This window comes from Klebsiella sp. JN_Kp121 (assembly GCF_040062145.1).
GTDB lineage: Bacteria > Pseudomonadota > Gammaproteobacteria > Enterobacterales > Enterobacteriaceae > Klebsiella > Klebsiella aerogenes.
On the sequence record NZ_JBEAHX010000036.1, the window covers coordinates 1 to 14,368 of the forward strand.

Consider the following 14,368-nt stretch of genomic DNA (forward strand, 5'->3'; position numbering starts at 1 on the left):
ACCGACGACCTTCGGGTTATGAGCCCGACGAGCTACCAGGCTGCTCCACCCCGCGTCCGTGGAAGCGCACTATACTCCGCTAGCGTTCTGATGCAACCTTTTTTCGTAGAAATCGTCAATTTTGTAAAAAACGGCGGCTAAAAATACAGTGATGGGCGAATTTTTACACAATTTGGGCTGCGGGGCGCTTTCGTGCATTTCATTAGCCGCATGGGTTTGTTATCTTCATCACGCACTAAGGCTTAGCAGCAATAAAGAAGAGATACCATGAAAGGACGTTGGGCAAAATATGTAGCGACGGGGGCAATGCTGGCGATGCTCGCCGCCTGTACCTCGAAACCGACCGATCGCGGTCAGCAATATAGTGATGGCAAGTTTACCCAGCCGTTTTCATTGGTAAACCAACCTGATGCGGTAGGCGCGCCGATTAACGCCGGCGACTTCTCCCAGCAGGTTGGTCAGATTCGTAGCGCCTCTCCGCGTCTCTATAATAGCCAGAGCAGCGTCTATAACGCGATTCAGGAGTGGCTGCGTTCCGGCGGCGATACCCGCACGTTACGCCAGTTTGGTATTGATGCCTGGCAGATGCAGGGGGCTGATAACTACGGCAACGTGCAGTTTACCGGCTACTACACCCCGGTCGTACAGGCCCGCCACACTCGCCAGGGCGAGTTCCAGTATCCTATTTACCGTATGCCGCCGAAAAACGGCAAGCTCCCTTCCCGCGCCAGCATCTATGCCGGAGCGCTCAGCGATAACTACGTGCTGGCCTACAGCAACTCGCTGATGGATAACTTCATCATGGACGTGCAGGGCAGCGGCTATATCGATTTCGGCGACGGTTCGCCGCTTAACTTCTTCAGCTACGCCGGGAAAAACGGCTGGCCTTACCGTAGTATCGGTAAAGTGCTTATCGACCGCGGTGAAGTGAAGCGGGAAGATATGTCGATGCAGGCGATCCGTGAATGGGGCGAAAAACATAGCGAAGCGGAAGTCCGCGAGCTGCTGGAACAGAACCCATCTTTTGTCTTCTTTAAACCGCAGTCCTACGCGCCGGTGAAAGGGGCGAGCGCGGTACCGTTGATTGGCCGCGCGTCGGTCGCCTCTGACCGTTCGATTATTCCGCCGGGAACCACCTTGCTGGCCGAGGTGCCTCTGCTGGATAATAACGGTAAGTTTAATGGTCAATACGAGCTACGCCTGATGGTGGCGCTGGATGTCGGCGGGGCGATTAAAGGCCAGCATTTCGATATCTACCAGGGCATCGGCCCGGATGCCGGTCATCGCGCCGGTTGGTATAACCACTATGGCCGCGTGTGGGTACTGAAAAACGCGCCAGGCGCCGGTAGCGTCTTTAGCGGTTAACGTTCAAACGTCCGTACGTTTCTAACCCGGATCCGTGCAACGCGCCGGATCCGGGGTCTCTACTTTATTCTGAGGTTTTATGTCTGTAGTAATCAGCGATGCCTGGCGCCAGCGGTTTGGCGGCACGGCGCGTTTATATGGCGAAAAGGCGCTGCAGTGTTTTGCCGAGGCGCATGTTTGCGTGGTCGGGATCGGCGGCGTTGGCTCATGGGCGGCGGAAGCGCTGGCGCGTACCGGGATTGGCGCGATTACGCTGATTGATATGGATGATGTTTGCGTCACCAATACCAATCGCCAAATCCACGCCCTTGGCGGCAACGTTGGGCTGGCGAAAGCGGAAGTGATGGCCGAGCGTATACGTCTGATTAACCCGGAGTGTCGGGTCACGGTTATCGATGATTTCATCACGCCCGAGAACGTAGCGGAATACCTGGGAGCGGGCTTTAGCTATGTTATCGACGCGATCGATAGCGTCAGGCCAAAAGCGGCGCTGATCGCCTGGTGCCGTCGTTATAAAGTGCCGTTGGTGACGACCGGCGGAGCCGGCGGGCAAATCGATCCGACGCAGATCCAGGTGGCCGATTTGGCGAAAACTATTCAGGATCCGCTGGCAGCGAAACTGCGCGAACGGCTGAAAAGCCAGTTTGGCGTAGTGAAAAATAGTAAAGGAAAGCTGGGCATTGATTGCGTCTTCTCGACCGAAGCATTGGTCTACCCGCAGGCGGATGGCAGCGTATGTGCAATGAAAAGCACGGCGGAAGGGCCGAAGCGGATGGATTGCGCCTCCGGCTTTGGCGCGGCGACCATGGTGACGGCGACCTTTGGTTTTGTCGCCGTATCCCATGCGTTGAAGAAGATGTTGGCGAAAGCGCAGCGTCAGGGGGAATAGTCCGGCAGGCGTTTCCTTTATTGGCCTGGAACCGTAGATACTGTTATTGGTTTGCAACGGTTTTGGTTGGGGATAAACATGTGCTTTGTGTTAATTCAAAGCACATTGCGCTCCCGATATTTCTTCTGCGTTATGGCACTCATGGCGCAGGGAGCGCACAGAGGGCGGCCAGTCGCCGCCGCCCTCTGTACTCCCGGGCTCTGGCCGCCAAAATCGCCACTTCGTGGTTCCTTCGACTTATCCCGGAAGGCTTCGGGTCGGGCCGAGGCAGCGTCCGTGCAAAACACGGCCCTCAGCCCGCATCCATGCGGGCTGCCCCGGCCTGCCGGGAACGTCTCAGCGATTTTGAGGCCCCCAACACCGGCAGTTTCAGTCAGCATTGATGCGGTTGTAGTGGGAGTAGCCCGGCTCAGCGTAGCGCAAGCCGGGGAGACGGCGTTTGAATTAGTTCTCGCGGGCGGCGGCGAGCACCGCGTCGCTTAGCGCCTGCAGCCCCTGGCTGCGCGAAGCGCTAAGCTGCCCGCGCAAACCCAGCTCATCGAATAACGCCAACGGATCTTTCGCTAAAATCTCAGCGGCGCTTTTTCCTTCGCAGGCGGCTAACAGCACCGCCAGCAGGCCGCGCACGATACGCCCTTCGCTATCGCCAAAGAAGTGCATCTTGCCCTCAGCATCAACCTGATACCCCAGCCAGACACGGTTTTCGCAGCCGGCGATCTCTTTCGCCTGCGCCCGCTGGTCATCCGTTAATGGCGGCAGTTTCTTACCCACTAAAATCAACTGGCGGTACTTATCTTCCCACTGAGTTAGCGGGGCGAAGATCTGGCGCAGCGTCGCTTCGCTGAGCGCGGCGCTTAAAGGTTGGGAGGTCATCATTAATCCACCAGTATTTCCAGCGCGCGGTCGATAGCGTGCACCAGCGCATAAACATCATCTTGCGTATTGTACGGCGCGAATGAGGCGCGCAGCGTACCGCTGACGCCTAATGCCGCCAGCAGCGGTTGCGCGCAATGCTGCCCGGCGCGTAGCGCAATGCCGGACTCCGCCAGCAACGTAACCATATCGCTATGGTGTACGCCCTCGAAATCAAAGGCCAGCAGGCTCGAATCCTGACAGCGGAACGAACGAAAACCGGGCCGCTTTGCCAGTTCATCTTCCGCAAGCGTCGCCAGGCTACGGCTCCAGCTTTCCGCCTGTGTAAGATCGATTTCCTGCAGCCATTCCAGCGCGGCGCTGAGGCCGATAACGCCGGCGACGTTGGGCGTCCCGGCTTCAAGCCGCCAGGGGGCGGGCTGGGTTTTAAAGCCATCGAATGAGACTTCAGTAATCATTTTGCCGCCGCCGAGCCATGGCGACATCTCCGCCAGCAGCTCGCTTTTGCCATACAGCGCGCCAATACCCGTTGGGCCATACAGCTTGTGGGCGGAGAAGGCATAAAAATCGATATCCAGCGCCTGCACGTCGGCCGGAAAGTGCACCGCGCCCTGCGCGCCATCAACCATCACTATCATTCCCGCCTGATGGGCGAAATCAATAGCAAGTCGCAGATCGGGGCAGCCGCCGGTGACGTTAGACATCTGGCCAATCGCCAGCACCCGGCTGCGCGGAGAGATAAGCGAAGGGAGTTGAGCGATATCCGGCAGACGATCGGCGCCCAGCGGCAGCTTGACCACCCGCGCGCCGGTTTGTTCGGCAACCATCAGCCACGGCACCAGGTTGGCGTGGTGTTCGGCTTCGCTGACGATTATTTCATCGCCAGGATGCAGGCGCGGGCGCACGTAACTCTGCGCGACCATATTGATGGCTTCGGTGGTGCCGCGGGTCCAGACGATTTCTTTGCCGGAAGAGGCGTTAAGCCAGCTGGCGACGCGTTCGCGCGCCGCCTCGTAGCGCTCGGTAAGACGCTGGGCGGCGGCAAACTGGCTGCGGTGGACGTTGCCGGCGCTCAGGCGATAAAACTGGTCGCTGGCATCGATCACGGCCAGCGGTTTTAGCGCCGTCGCCGCGCTATCCAGGTAGACGCCGGCATCCGTCAGGGCTGGAAACTGGGCGCGGAAGTGGGCGGGATTGAATGCGTTCATGGAATTCCTCATATCGATATCACGATCGTCGCGCAAATTCCCCATTAGGGCAAGGCTGGTGATAGCGAGGAGGCGGGGAGAACGGTGATTTTTCGGCAAAAAAAAGCACCGCGTATTGCGGTGCTACATTAAATCACTATGGACAGACAGGGTAAATGTACAGGAAGTGAAAAGGTAGCCTTGCTACCATGGTCTGCAAACCCAGACCAATTGCAAACACAACAACACAACATCACAACCGTAAGCCAAAAGCTTGTTGGAACACGCATTCCAAAAAAAGCTTTTCGTTCCGGCTCAGGAAGTGCCGCCACTATAGGTATTTGCTGGTAGAACCTCAACGGACAATTTATAATGGCTCAGATAAAAAAAACTAATAGGTTAACTGTTGTTTCCTATTTGTTAAAACTCGTTAACATCTCAGTCAGAATAACCATGTCGAAGCGATTACCACCTCTGAATGCATTACGTGTTTTTGATGCAGCCGCACGTCATCTGAGCTTCACTCGCGCAGCCGATGAGCTTTTTGTGACGCAGGCCGCAGTAAGTCACCAAATCAAGTCACTAGAGGACTTTCTGGGCCTGAAGCTGTTTCGTCGACGCAATCGCTCGCTGCTGTTAACGGAAGAGGGGCAAAGCTATTTTCAGGATATTAAAGAGATTTTTTCGCAGCTCACCGAAGCCACGCGTAAACTGCAGGCGCGCAGCGCGAAAGGGGCGCTAACTGTTAGTTTATTGCCCAGTTTCGCCATTCAGTGGCTGGTGCCGCGACTCTCAAGCTTTAACTCAGCTTATCCGGGGATCGACGTGCGGATCCAGGCGGTGGACCGTCAGGAAGACAAACTGGCCGACGACGTCGACGTGGCGATTTTCTATGGCCGCGGCAACTGGCCGGGGCTGCGTGTTGAAAAACTGTACGCCGAATATTTACTACCGGTTTGTTCGCCGTTGTTGTTAACCGGTGACAAAGCGTTGAAAACGCCTGCCGATCTGGCGCAACATACGCTGTTACATGATGCCTCTCGCCGCGACTGGCAAACTTATACCCGGCAACTGGGTCTAAATCATATCAATGTGCAACAGGGACCGATATTCAGCCACAGCGCGATGGTGCTGCAGGCGGCAATCCATGGACAAGGCGTCGCACTGGCCAATAACGTTATGGCTCAGTCCGAAATTGAAGCAGGCCGTTTGGTCTGCCCGTTTAATGATGTTCTGGTCAGTAAGAACGCGTTTTACCTTGTTTGTCATGACAGTCAGGCTGAACTGGGTAAAATAGCCGCTTTCCGCCAGTGGATTTTAGCGAAGGCGGCGAGCGAACAAGAAAAATTCCGCTTTCGTTACGAACAATAACGGCCTGATGACCAGGCGTTAACTGACTTTGTAGGGTATCAACATGACCAGCCGTTTTATGCTGATTTTTGCCGCCATCAGCGGCTTTATCTTTGTGGCTCTGGGCGCCTTTGGCGCACACGTATTAAGTAAATCGCTGGGTGCGGCCGAAATGGCCTGGATTCACACCGGCCTTGAGTATCAGGCGTTTCATACGCTGGCGATTTTAGGCCTGTCTGTCGCCATGCAGCGGCGGATAAGCATTTGGTTTTACTGGAGCAGCGTGTTTTTGGCGCTGGGAACCGTGTTGTTCAGCGGCAGCTTATATTGCCTGGCGCTGTCGCATTTACGCCTGTGGGCGTTCGTTACCCCGGTAGGCGGCGTCTGCTTCCTTGCCGGTTGGGTATTAATGTTAATTGGTGCAATTCGTCTGAAACGTAAGGGCGTTGTTCATGAATAAGGTTGTCCTCTATTGTCGCCCCGGGTTTGAGAAAGAGTGCGCAGCAGAAATTACCGATAAGGCAGCCCGCCTTGAGGTATTTGGTTTTGCCCGGGTCAAAGACGACTCCGGATATGTGATTTTTGAGTGCTATCAGCAGGGCGATGGCGAGAAGCTGGTGCGCGATCTACCGTTTAGCTCGCTGATTTTCGCGCGTCAGATGTTCGTTGTTGGCGAACTGCTGCGCGACCTGCCGCCGGAAGACCGCATCACGCCGATCGTCGGCATGCTGCAGGGCGTGGTGGAAAAGGGCGGTGATCTGCGCGTTGAGGTCGCGGATACCAACGAAAGCAAAGAGCTGATGAAGTTCTGCCGCAAGTTCACGGTGCCGCTGCGCGCGGCGCTGCGTGAAGCCGGCGTGCTGACCAACTATGAAACGCCGAAGCGTCCGGTGGTGCACGTGTTCTTTATCGCCCCCGGCTGCTGTTACACCGGCTACTCCTTTAGCAATAACAACTCGCCGTTTTATATGGGGATCCCGCGCCTGAAGTTCCCTTCCGATGCGCCGAGCCGTTCGACGCTGAAGCTGGAAGAGGCATTTCACGTCTTCATTCCGGCGGATGAGTGGGACGAGCGTCTGGCGAATGGCATGTACGCGGTGGATCTCGGCGCCTGCCCGGGCGGCTGGACCTATCAGCTGGTGAAGCGCAACATGTGGGTCTCTTCGGTCGATAACGGCCCGATGGCGCAGAGCCTGATGGATACCGGACAGGTGACCTGGCTGCGTGAAGATGGCTTCCGCTATCGTCCGAACCGCAACAACATCTCGTGGATGGTGTGCGACATGGTTGAGAAACCGGCGAAGGTGGCGGCGTTAATGGCGCAGTGGCTGGTGAACGGCTGGTGCCGCGAGACCATTTTTAACCTTAAGCTGCCGATGAAAAAGCGCTATGAAGAGGTGTCGCAAAACCTGGCCTATATTCAGGCGCAGCTTGATGAGCACGGTATTAACGCGCAGATTCAGGCCCGTCAGCTGTATCACGACCGTGAAGAAGTGACCGTACACGTGCGTCGCCTGTGGGCGGCGGTCGGCGGCCGCCGCGACGAGCGCTAATCAGCGCTCAGCTGCCCCGGCCACGCATCAGCGCGGCCGGGGATCACGCGGATGGCAACCGCAGCTGCTGCAGGTTGCCATCGAGCTGTAAATCCGTTTGCAGGCGGGCGATTTCCCGGCAGGTAAACGCCATCTCTTTATGCTCTTCAAGCTTCTTACGCCACTTCTCCGGCACTTCGGCAAGCCGCGCGTAGATGCCTTCTAAATCCTGATAATCCGTTAACAGCAGCGCCGCGCTTTTCGGCCCAATTCCGGCAACGCCCGGTACTTTCGAACTGCTAATCCCCGCCAGGCCCCAGTAGTCCGGCAGTTGCTCCGGCGTCACGCCGAATTCATTGGCGATAAACGGCGCATCCAGCCAGCGTTTCTGGAAATAGTCGCGGATGCGAATGGTCGGCGACAGCAGCTGACAGTAGCCTTTATCGGTCGAGACAATAGTCGCCTGATGCCCGGCCTGGGCAACTTTAACGGCGAGCGTGGCCGCCAGGTCGTCCGCTTCGCTGCCGGGCAGCGCCCAGCAGCGGATACCACGCTGTTCGAAAGCCGCCCGCAGCGCCGGCATTTCCGTTTCCAGCGTTTCCGGCATCGGCGCGCGCCCGGCTTTATAGTCCGGCAGCCGCTGGTGGCGCCAGCCGTGGGCGCGGTCTTCATCGTCGAACACCGCCACGGCATGCGTCGGCTGGCTGTGGACGATAAGCTGTTCCAGGGCGTGCAGGCAGGTATCCGCGCAGGGTGAACCCTGTACCGCATGAATACGGCGGATCAGGTTGAGCGCGTCGACAATTAACAGATGAACAGCCACAAGATACCTCCCTTTGTTCTCAGGCTATAAGGGTAACATCGGTGGCAAGATGAGGCTATTGGTAGCGCGAAGTTCGGGAAGCAGGCTCGCAGAATGAGCCAGGGCTGGAGGAGAGTTGGCCCGACATGCCGAAGCGTGCCGGGCCAGAGGCGTTAATCGCAGGCGACGATTTTCATCGCCAGGCCGCCGCGAGAGGTTTCGCGGTACTTAGCATTCATATCTTTGCCCGTTTCATACATGGTCTCGATAACCTTATCGAGGCACACGCGCGGTTCGCTGGTACGGCGCAGGGCCATGCGCGCGGCGTTAACCGCTTTGACCGCCGCGATGGCGTTACGCTCGATGCACGGTACCTGCACCTGGCCGGCAACCGGGTCACAGGTCAGGCCGAGGTTATGTTCCATACCGATTTCCGCGGCGATGCACACCTGAGCCGGGCTAGCGCCCAGCAGCTCCGCCAGACCGGCCGCGGCCATCGAGCAGGCCACGCCGACTTCGCCCTGGCAACCGACTTCGGCGCCGGAGATAGAGGCGTTCATCTTATACAGCGAACCAATGGCGCTGGCGACCAGCATATAGCGGGCCAGAGAGTTAGTGTTCACCTTGCGGATAAACTTGTCGTAGTAGGCCAGTACCGCCGGAACGATACCGCACGCGCCGTTAGTTGGCGCGGTCACCACGCGGCCACCGGCGGCGTTCTCTTCGTTCACCGCCAGCGCGAACATGTTGATCCAGTCCACTACCGCCATCGGGTCGCTGTTGGTATTGTCCTGGCTTACCAGCATGCGGCGCAGCGCGGCGGCGCGGCGCGGAACGCGCAGTTTGCCCGGCAGCACGCCTTCAGTGGTAATGCCGCGCTCGATACCGGCGCTCATCACTTCCCACACCGCGGCGAAGTGCTGTTCCAGCTCTTCTTTGCTGTGCAGCGCCAGCTCGTTTTGCATCATCAGACCGGAGAGCGACAGGCCGGTTTCATTGCAGTGTTTCTGCAGGTCGGCGGCGTTTTTGTACGGATAAGGCACAGCAACCGGCGCCTCGGTGGTCAGGCCGAAGTGCTCTTCATCGACGATAAAGCCGCCGCCGATGGAGTAGTAGGTCTGGCTGTAGAGCACCTTGTCGCCGCCCAGCGCGGTAATGCGCATGCCGTTCTCATGCAGAGAAAGGTTGTCGGCATGGAAATTCATGCACTGGTCGACAGGGAACTCGACTTCGTGCTGACCGTTCGCCAGCAGCAGGCGGCCGTGGGTGTTAACGTCCTGAATAAAGCCCGGGATCGCGTCGATGTCGACGGTATCCGGCAGATTGCCGGCCAGTCCCATGATAATGGCGATATCGGTATGGTGGCCTTTACCGGTCAGAGACAGGGAGCCGTAAACGTCGACGACGACTTTGCTGACGTCGGCCAGCAGGCCGCGCGCAATCAGGTCGTCAGTAAATTGTTTGCCCGCTTTCATCGGTCCAACGGTATGGGAGCTGGATGGGCCAATGCCGATTTTGAAAATATCGAATACGCTGATCATGATGTATTCCAGTACTGTCGGAAAGCGCGCCGCCGTTAAGCGGCGCGAGGGGAGGTCTTAAGAGAATTAGCTGAACAGAGAGTAGAAAATCGCGGAGATGGCAATCAGGCCCATAATCACAACGAAGACGTTGCTGATGTGGCCGCTGTATTTGCGCATGGCCGGAACTTTCTGGATAGCGTACATCGGCATCAGGAACAGAATCATCGCGATAATCGGACCGCCCAGGGTCTCAATCATGCCGAGGATGCTCGGGTTCAGCGTGGCCACAATCCAGGTGGTGACCAGCATAAACAGCGCGGTCAGCTTGTTCAGTTTGTTGATTTCGATGGTTTTGCCTTTGCCGCGCAGAGACTTAATCACCATGCCGTTGAAACCTTCACGAGCGCCCAGATAGTGGCCGAGGAAGGATTTGGTGATAGCGATCATCGCGATGATCGGCGCCATCCAGGCGATAACCGGTGCGTTAAAGTGGTTCGCCAGGTAAGACAGAATCGAGATGTTCTGCTCTTTCGCCGCCGCCAGGTCCGCCGGAGACAGGCTCAGTACGCAGCTGAAGACGAAGAACATAACGGTCAGCACCATCATGATGTGAGCGCGCGCCAGGATGCTGGAGCATTTCTTCTCTGCGCCTTCGCCGTACTCTTCACGCTTCGCTACCGCGAAGGAGGAGATGATCGGCGAGTGGTTAAAGGAGAAGACCATTACCGGGATCGCCAGCCACAGGGTCATCAGCAGACCGTTACCGGTTGTTGACGCGCTGCTCAGCGACAGGGTTTCCAGCGCCGCGCCGTTCCATTGCGGGATCAGGTACAGCGCCAGAACCATCAGCGCGATAACGAACGGGAATACCAGGACACTCATTGCCTTAACGATCATCTGCTCGCCGAAACGCACGATGGTCATCATGCCGACAATCAGAATCAGGGACAGAATGGCGCGCGGCGGCGGCGTCATGTGCAGCTGGTGCGCCATGAAGCTTTCGACGGTGTTGGTGATCGCCACGCTATAAACCAGCAGGATCGGGTAGATTGCGAAGAAGTAGAGCAGCGTAATCAGTTTACCTGCGCCTACGCCAAAGTGTTCTTCAACGACTTCGGTAATGTCTTCGCCCGGATTTTTACCGGACAGCACGAAGCGGGTCATACCGCGATGTGCGAAGAAGGTCATCGGGAAGGCCAGAATCGCCATGATAATCAGTGGGATCATACCGCCGACGCCGGCGTTGATTGGCAGGAACAAAACGCCCGCGCCGATCGCCGTGCCGTACAGGCCCAGCATCCACATGGTATCCGTTTTGCGCCATCCGCTGCGGGATTCACCCGAAACGATAGTGCTGGTTTGTGTGGTTTCCATCTGTATCTCCTGGAGGAATCAACAAAATCTAGTAAATAAAAACGATTAAATAATATGAAATTCGTTGCTTTACGGTTTTTTAGAAATTTTCTCCGTAACAATTGGGCGGCAAGATACATTTATATCGGAAATACATCAGTGATCGGGATCCCAAATGCAATAATCCACTTTAAATCTGAACGTTTTTAGCCCAACAGTCTGTTTATGGTGATCAGCCAGATAAATGTGGCGCGAAGGCTATCATTTGCAGCACATGAGATAAAAGCTCTGTTACCAAATAACGAGGTTTTTGCTGCAAAAAAGTGATGTAAACGACGTTTTTTCGCCAGAATGTTATTTTTATGGTGAATTTTATTGCTCTTTTTGGAAACGCAAACGTTTGGCTATGTGGAAACTCTACGAATCATTAATTAGAAAAATTAATTAACTGGAAATTGAGGACGGGGGTGCCCGGGCAGGGTATCGACCGCCGCCCGGGAGAGGTATCACGTTATCAGGAGCAGATTTCGTAGCACGGAATGTAGGCACTGCCGCCCGGAAGCTTCATGCGGTGCTGGGCAACGAAGCCCTGCAGCAGATCGTCCATGCGGCGCATCATTTCCGGATCGCCATGCAGCTTGTAAGGGCCATATTTCTCGATAGCCTGAATACCGACTTCTTTCACGTTGCCGGCGACAATACCGGAGAAGGCGCGACGCAGGTCGGCGGCCAGCACTTCCACCGGTTGGTCCGGATAAAGTTTGAGATTGGCCATATTGTCGTGCGTCGGATCGAACGGCATCTGCAGGTCCGGCGAAATACGAATCGACCAGTTGAAGCTGTAGGCGTCGTCGGTTTCGCGGCGGCTCTCTTTGACCAATGGCATCGCTTTTTTCATCTGGCGCGCCACTTCCGCGGCATCGTCAATAATAATGCGATAGTGGCGGCGAGCCGATTCGCCGAGGGTATGAACGATGAACTCGTCCAGCACGCGGAAGTAGTCGGCGCTCTCTTTCGGCCCGGTGAGGATAAGCGGCAGCACCTGCGCCTTGTTATCCGGATGCATCAGGATGCCCAGCAGATAAAGCAGCTCTTCCGCAGTACCCACGCCGCCGGGGAAGATGATAATACCGTGGGCGATGCGCACGAACGCTTCGAGACGCTTTTCGATGTCCGGCATGATGATCAGTTCGTTGACCAGCGGGTTTGGCGGCTCAGCAGCGATAATGGAGGGTTCGGTCATGCCGATAAAGCGGCTGTCTTTATAGCGCTGCTGGGCGTGGCCGACGGCGGCGCCTTTCATTGGCGCTTCCATGGCGCCTGGCCCGCAGCCGGTGCAGATGTTCAGTTCGCGCAGGCCAAGCTGGGTACCGACGCGGCGCGCGTACAGGTATTCATTTTCATTAATAGAGTGGCCGCCCCAGCAGACAATCATATTCGGCGCTTCGCCGACGTGCAGCGCGCGGGCGTTGCGCAGAATCGAGAACACCAGGTTGGTGATATGAATTGAGCTTTCGAGATCGAGATTCGGGAAGCGGACGGTGTTGTGGATCTGCCCGTAGACGAACAAGATATCGCGCAGCACGGCAAACAGGTTGGCCTGCAGGGAACGGATAATACGGCCATCGACGAAAGCGTCTTCCGGCGGGTTGATCAGTTCCAGCTTCACGCCGCGTTCGCGGCGCAGCACGTTAATATCGAAGTTTTCAAAACGAGACAGTAGCTCCTTGCTGTTATCGGTCAGGCTCCCCGAGTTGAGCACAGCAAGCGAGCAGTTGCGAAAGAGTTGATACAGGTCACTACTGGCGGTGCGTTTAAGCATATCCACTTCCAGCTGTGACAGCATATCCATTGAACCAAGCGGGCTAACGTGTGTAATCAAGTGAACTCCTTACAGGACGATTATCGTCTTCCTGTGATTACAATAGCCCTGGCCGTAGTATTTCCACAACCTTGCGTACGCGTTAACGCACGCAAAGTGTGAAAAATTTCGCTTATTGCCGCGCCAGACGGCCGGTTGCCGGCACGAATTCACCGTTGCTGCGCCACGGATTGATATCCAGGCCGCCGCGGCGGGTGTAGCGAGCGTACACGGAAAGCGATTCCGGGCGGCAGAAACGCAGCACATCATTAAAGATGCGTTCGACGCACTGTTCGTGGAATTCATTGTGGTGGCGGAACGACACCAGATAGCGCAGCAGTTTTTCGCGATCGATTTTCGGCCCGCGATATTGAATCTGTACCGAGCCCCAGTCCGGCTGGTGGGTGATCAGACAATTCGATTTCAACAGATGGCTGACCAGCGTCTCTTCGACGACTTTGCCGCTGGCCGCGTCCTGCAGGTAGTCGGCGCTGAACTGATAGTTATCAATCTCTATATCTTGATCGTCGATGCAGGTGCCATGCAGATGGGCGACCGGTTGCCCTTCCAGCTCATCGAGTCGGTACAGCGAAACCTTGACCTCGCCCTGGGCGCAGGCGCTAAGATCGCGGGTCAGCGTGGCCTGAACTTCCTGCCAGTCGGCGAAGCGGGTCTGGTTGAAGCTGTTCAGGTACAGTTTGAAGCTTTTCGATTCCACCAGATTGATGGTGGTATCGCTCAGTTCCACGTAGCCGACGGCGACCTGCGGCAGGCCTTTGGCGTTCAGCCACGACAGTTCGTACAGCGTCCAGATATCGGCGCCGTGGAACGGCAGATTATCGGCATGCAGGCCGAGCGGATCGCGGTTCAGGCTGCGGGGCACGCCCTGCAGCAACGAAGCGTCATAGGTATCGCGGTAATCCGTTGATTTACCGAGCGTCAGGCCGGCCAGCGCCTGATGATTATCGTAAGAAGACATGTTTCACCATAGTAAAGCGGGTACACTATATGCCAAGTGTATCCTGTCTAACGTGAAGAGAGAAACCGGTGGATCATCAGACCATAGAAGCGCTGCAATCATTTACCCAACGTTACTGCGATGCGTGGCAGCAGCGTTATGCCAGCCTGCCGCGTAGCGAAGACCTTTATGGCATCCCATCTCCCTGTATTAGCGCCAGTGAAGACGATGCCGTTTTCTGGCAGCCGCAGCCGTTTACGTTAGAACACCATCTCGATGGGGTTGAACGGGCGCTGGAGATTGTGGTACAACAGCCGATTCATAGTTATTATACCACTCAGTTCGCTGGCGATATGCACGCCCGCTTCGCGGAACAGAACCTCACTCTGCTGCAGGCATGGAGCCCGGATGATTTCCAGCGAGTACAGGAAAACCTCATTGGTCACCTGGTGGTACAAAAACGTCTGAAGCTATCGCCGACGCTGTTTATCGCCACGCTGGATAGCGAACTGGAGGTTATTTCGGTCTGCAACCTGAGCGGCGAAGTGATTAAAGAGACGCTCGGTACCCGAAAAAGAGAGACCCTTTCTCACTCGCTTGCGAGTTTCCTGAATCAGCTTGAGCCCCTTCTGTAATCCATTTCCCCAAGTTGTTTGTGAGAGATCTCTTACAAGA

The 14,368-nt window shown here is 56.4% G+C and carries 13 protein-coding genes; 6 read left to right on the forward strand and 7 right to left on the reverse strand.

What is annotated here, in order from left to right; all coding sequences use genetic code 11:
• The first annotated feature begins 267 nt into the window (after positions 1 to 267).
• Both mltA and tcdA read left to right on the forward strand, forming a co-directional pair.
• Positions 268 to 1,365 carry a murein transglycosylase A gene (gene mltA, locus ABLU86_RS23140; protein WP_015369941.1) on the forward strand — a complete coding sequence of 366 codons (1,098 nt, stop codon included), beginning with the start codon at positions 268 to 270 and terminating at the stop codon, positions 1,363 to 1,365.
• Between the two features lie 79 nt (positions 1,366 to 1,444).
• Positions 1,445 to 2,254, forward strand: a complete 810-nt coding sequence (tcdA, locus tag ABLU86_RS23145) for a tRNA cyclic N6-threonylcarbamoyladenosine(37) synthase TcdA (RefSeq protein ID WP_015703318.1) — start codon at positions 1,445 to 1,447, stop codon at positions 2,252 to 2,254.
• Positions 2,255 to 2,698: 444 nt separating this feature from the next.
• Here tcdA and csdE read toward each other — a convergent pair whose 3' ends face one another.
• Positions 2,699 to 3,130 (reverse strand): cysteine desulfurase sulfur acceptor subunit CsdE, encoded by a 432-nt coding sequence (gene csdE, locus ABLU86_RS23150; RefSeq protein WP_101739289.1) that lies wholly within the window; start codon positions 3,128 to 3,130, stop codon positions 2,699 to 2,701.
• Positions 3,130 to 4,335, reverse strand: coding sequence for a cysteine desulfurase CsdA (gene csdA, locus ABLU86_RS23155; RefSeq protein WP_348796334.1), 1,206 nt, complete (start codon positions 4,333 to 4,335; stop codon positions 3,130 to 3,132). Before csdA ends, csdE begins: the two co-directional genes overlap by 1 nt.
• 432 nt (positions 4,336 to 4,767) lie before the next feature.
• Here csdA and gcvA point away from each other — a divergent pair, with 432 nt between their 5' ends.
• Genes gcvA through rlmM form a run of 3 tightly spaced genes read left to right on the forward strand, consistent with a single transcriptional unit; the run spans position 4,768 to position 7,217 of the window.
• Positions 4,768 to 5,685 carry a glycine cleavage system transcriptional regulator GcvA gene (gcvA, locus tag ABLU86_RS23160; RefSeq protein ID WP_015369945.1) on the forward strand — a complete coding sequence of 306 codons (918 nt, stop codon included), beginning with the start codon at positions 4,768 to 4,770 and terminating at the stop codon, positions 5,683 to 5,685.
• A gap of 43 nt (positions 5,686 to 5,728) precedes the next feature.
• On the forward strand, positions 5,729 to 6,124 hold the full coding sequence (locus tag ABLU86_RS23165; protein WP_015369946.1) for a DUF423 domain-containing protein: 396 nt from the start codon (positions 5,729 to 5,731) through the stop codon (positions 6,122 to 6,124).
• Positions 6,117 to 7,217: a 23S rRNA (cytidine(2498)-2'-O)-methyltransferase RlmM gene (gene rlmM / locus ABLU86_RS23170; protein ID WP_015369947.1), complete on the forward strand. Its 1,101-nt coding sequence runs from the start codon at positions 6,117 to 6,119 to the stop codon at positions 7,215 to 7,217. Before ABLU86_RS23165 ends, rlmM begins: the two co-directional genes overlap by 8 nt.
• 43 nt (positions 7,218 to 7,260) lie before the next feature.
• On the opposite strand, the gene xni is transcribed toward rlmM, so the two are convergent.
• From xni to queF, 5 genes are all read right to left on the reverse strand, one after another.
• On the reverse strand, positions 7,261 to 8,019 hold the full coding sequence (gene xni / locus ABLU86_RS23175) for a flap endonuclease Xni (RefSeq protein ID WP_171829663.1): 759 nt from the start codon (positions 8,017 to 8,019) through the stop codon (positions 7,261 to 7,263).
• 152 nt (positions 8,020 to 8,171) lie between these two features.
• Positions 8,172 to 9,539, reverse strand: coding sequence for an L-serine ammonia-lyase (locus ABLU86_RS23180; RefSeq protein ID WP_171829664.1), 1,368 nt, complete (start codon positions 9,537 to 9,539; stop codon positions 8,172 to 8,174).
• Positions 9,540 to 9,605: 66 nt separating this feature from the next.
• The gene (locus ABLU86_RS23185; RefSeq protein WP_015369950.1) at positions 9,606 to 10,895 is read right to left on the reverse strand and encodes an HAAAP family serine/threonine permease; all 1,290 of its coding nucleotides are present in this window, start codon (positions 10,893 to 10,895) and stop codon (positions 9,606 to 9,608) included.
• Positions 10,896 to 11,388: 493 nt separating this feature from the next.
• The gene (gene ppnN / locus ABLU86_RS23190) at positions 11,389 to 12,756 is read right to left on the reverse strand and encodes a nucleotide 5'-monophosphate nucleosidase PpnN (protein WP_015369952.1); all 1,368 of its coding nucleotides are present in this window, start codon (positions 12,754 to 12,756) and stop codon (positions 11,389 to 11,391) included.
• Positions 12,757 to 12,868: 112 nt separating this feature from the next.
• A complete protein-coding gene (gene queF, locus ABLU86_RS23195) occupies positions 12,869 to 13,714 on the reverse strand; it encodes an NADPH-dependent 7-cyano-7-deazaguanine reductase QueF (protein WP_015369953.1) in 846 nt (281 codons plus the stop codon).
• Positions 13,715 to 13,782: 68 nt separating this feature from the next.
• Here queF and syd point away from each other — a divergent pair, with 68 nt between their 5' ends.
• Positions 13,783 to 14,328 carry a SecY-interacting protein gene (syd, locus tag ABLU86_RS23200; protein ID WP_015369954.1) on the forward strand — a complete coding sequence of 182 codons (546 nt, stop codon included), beginning with the start codon at positions 13,783 to 13,785 and terminating at the stop codon, positions 14,326 to 14,328.
• Positions 14,329 to 14,368 lie beyond the last annotated feature (40 nt).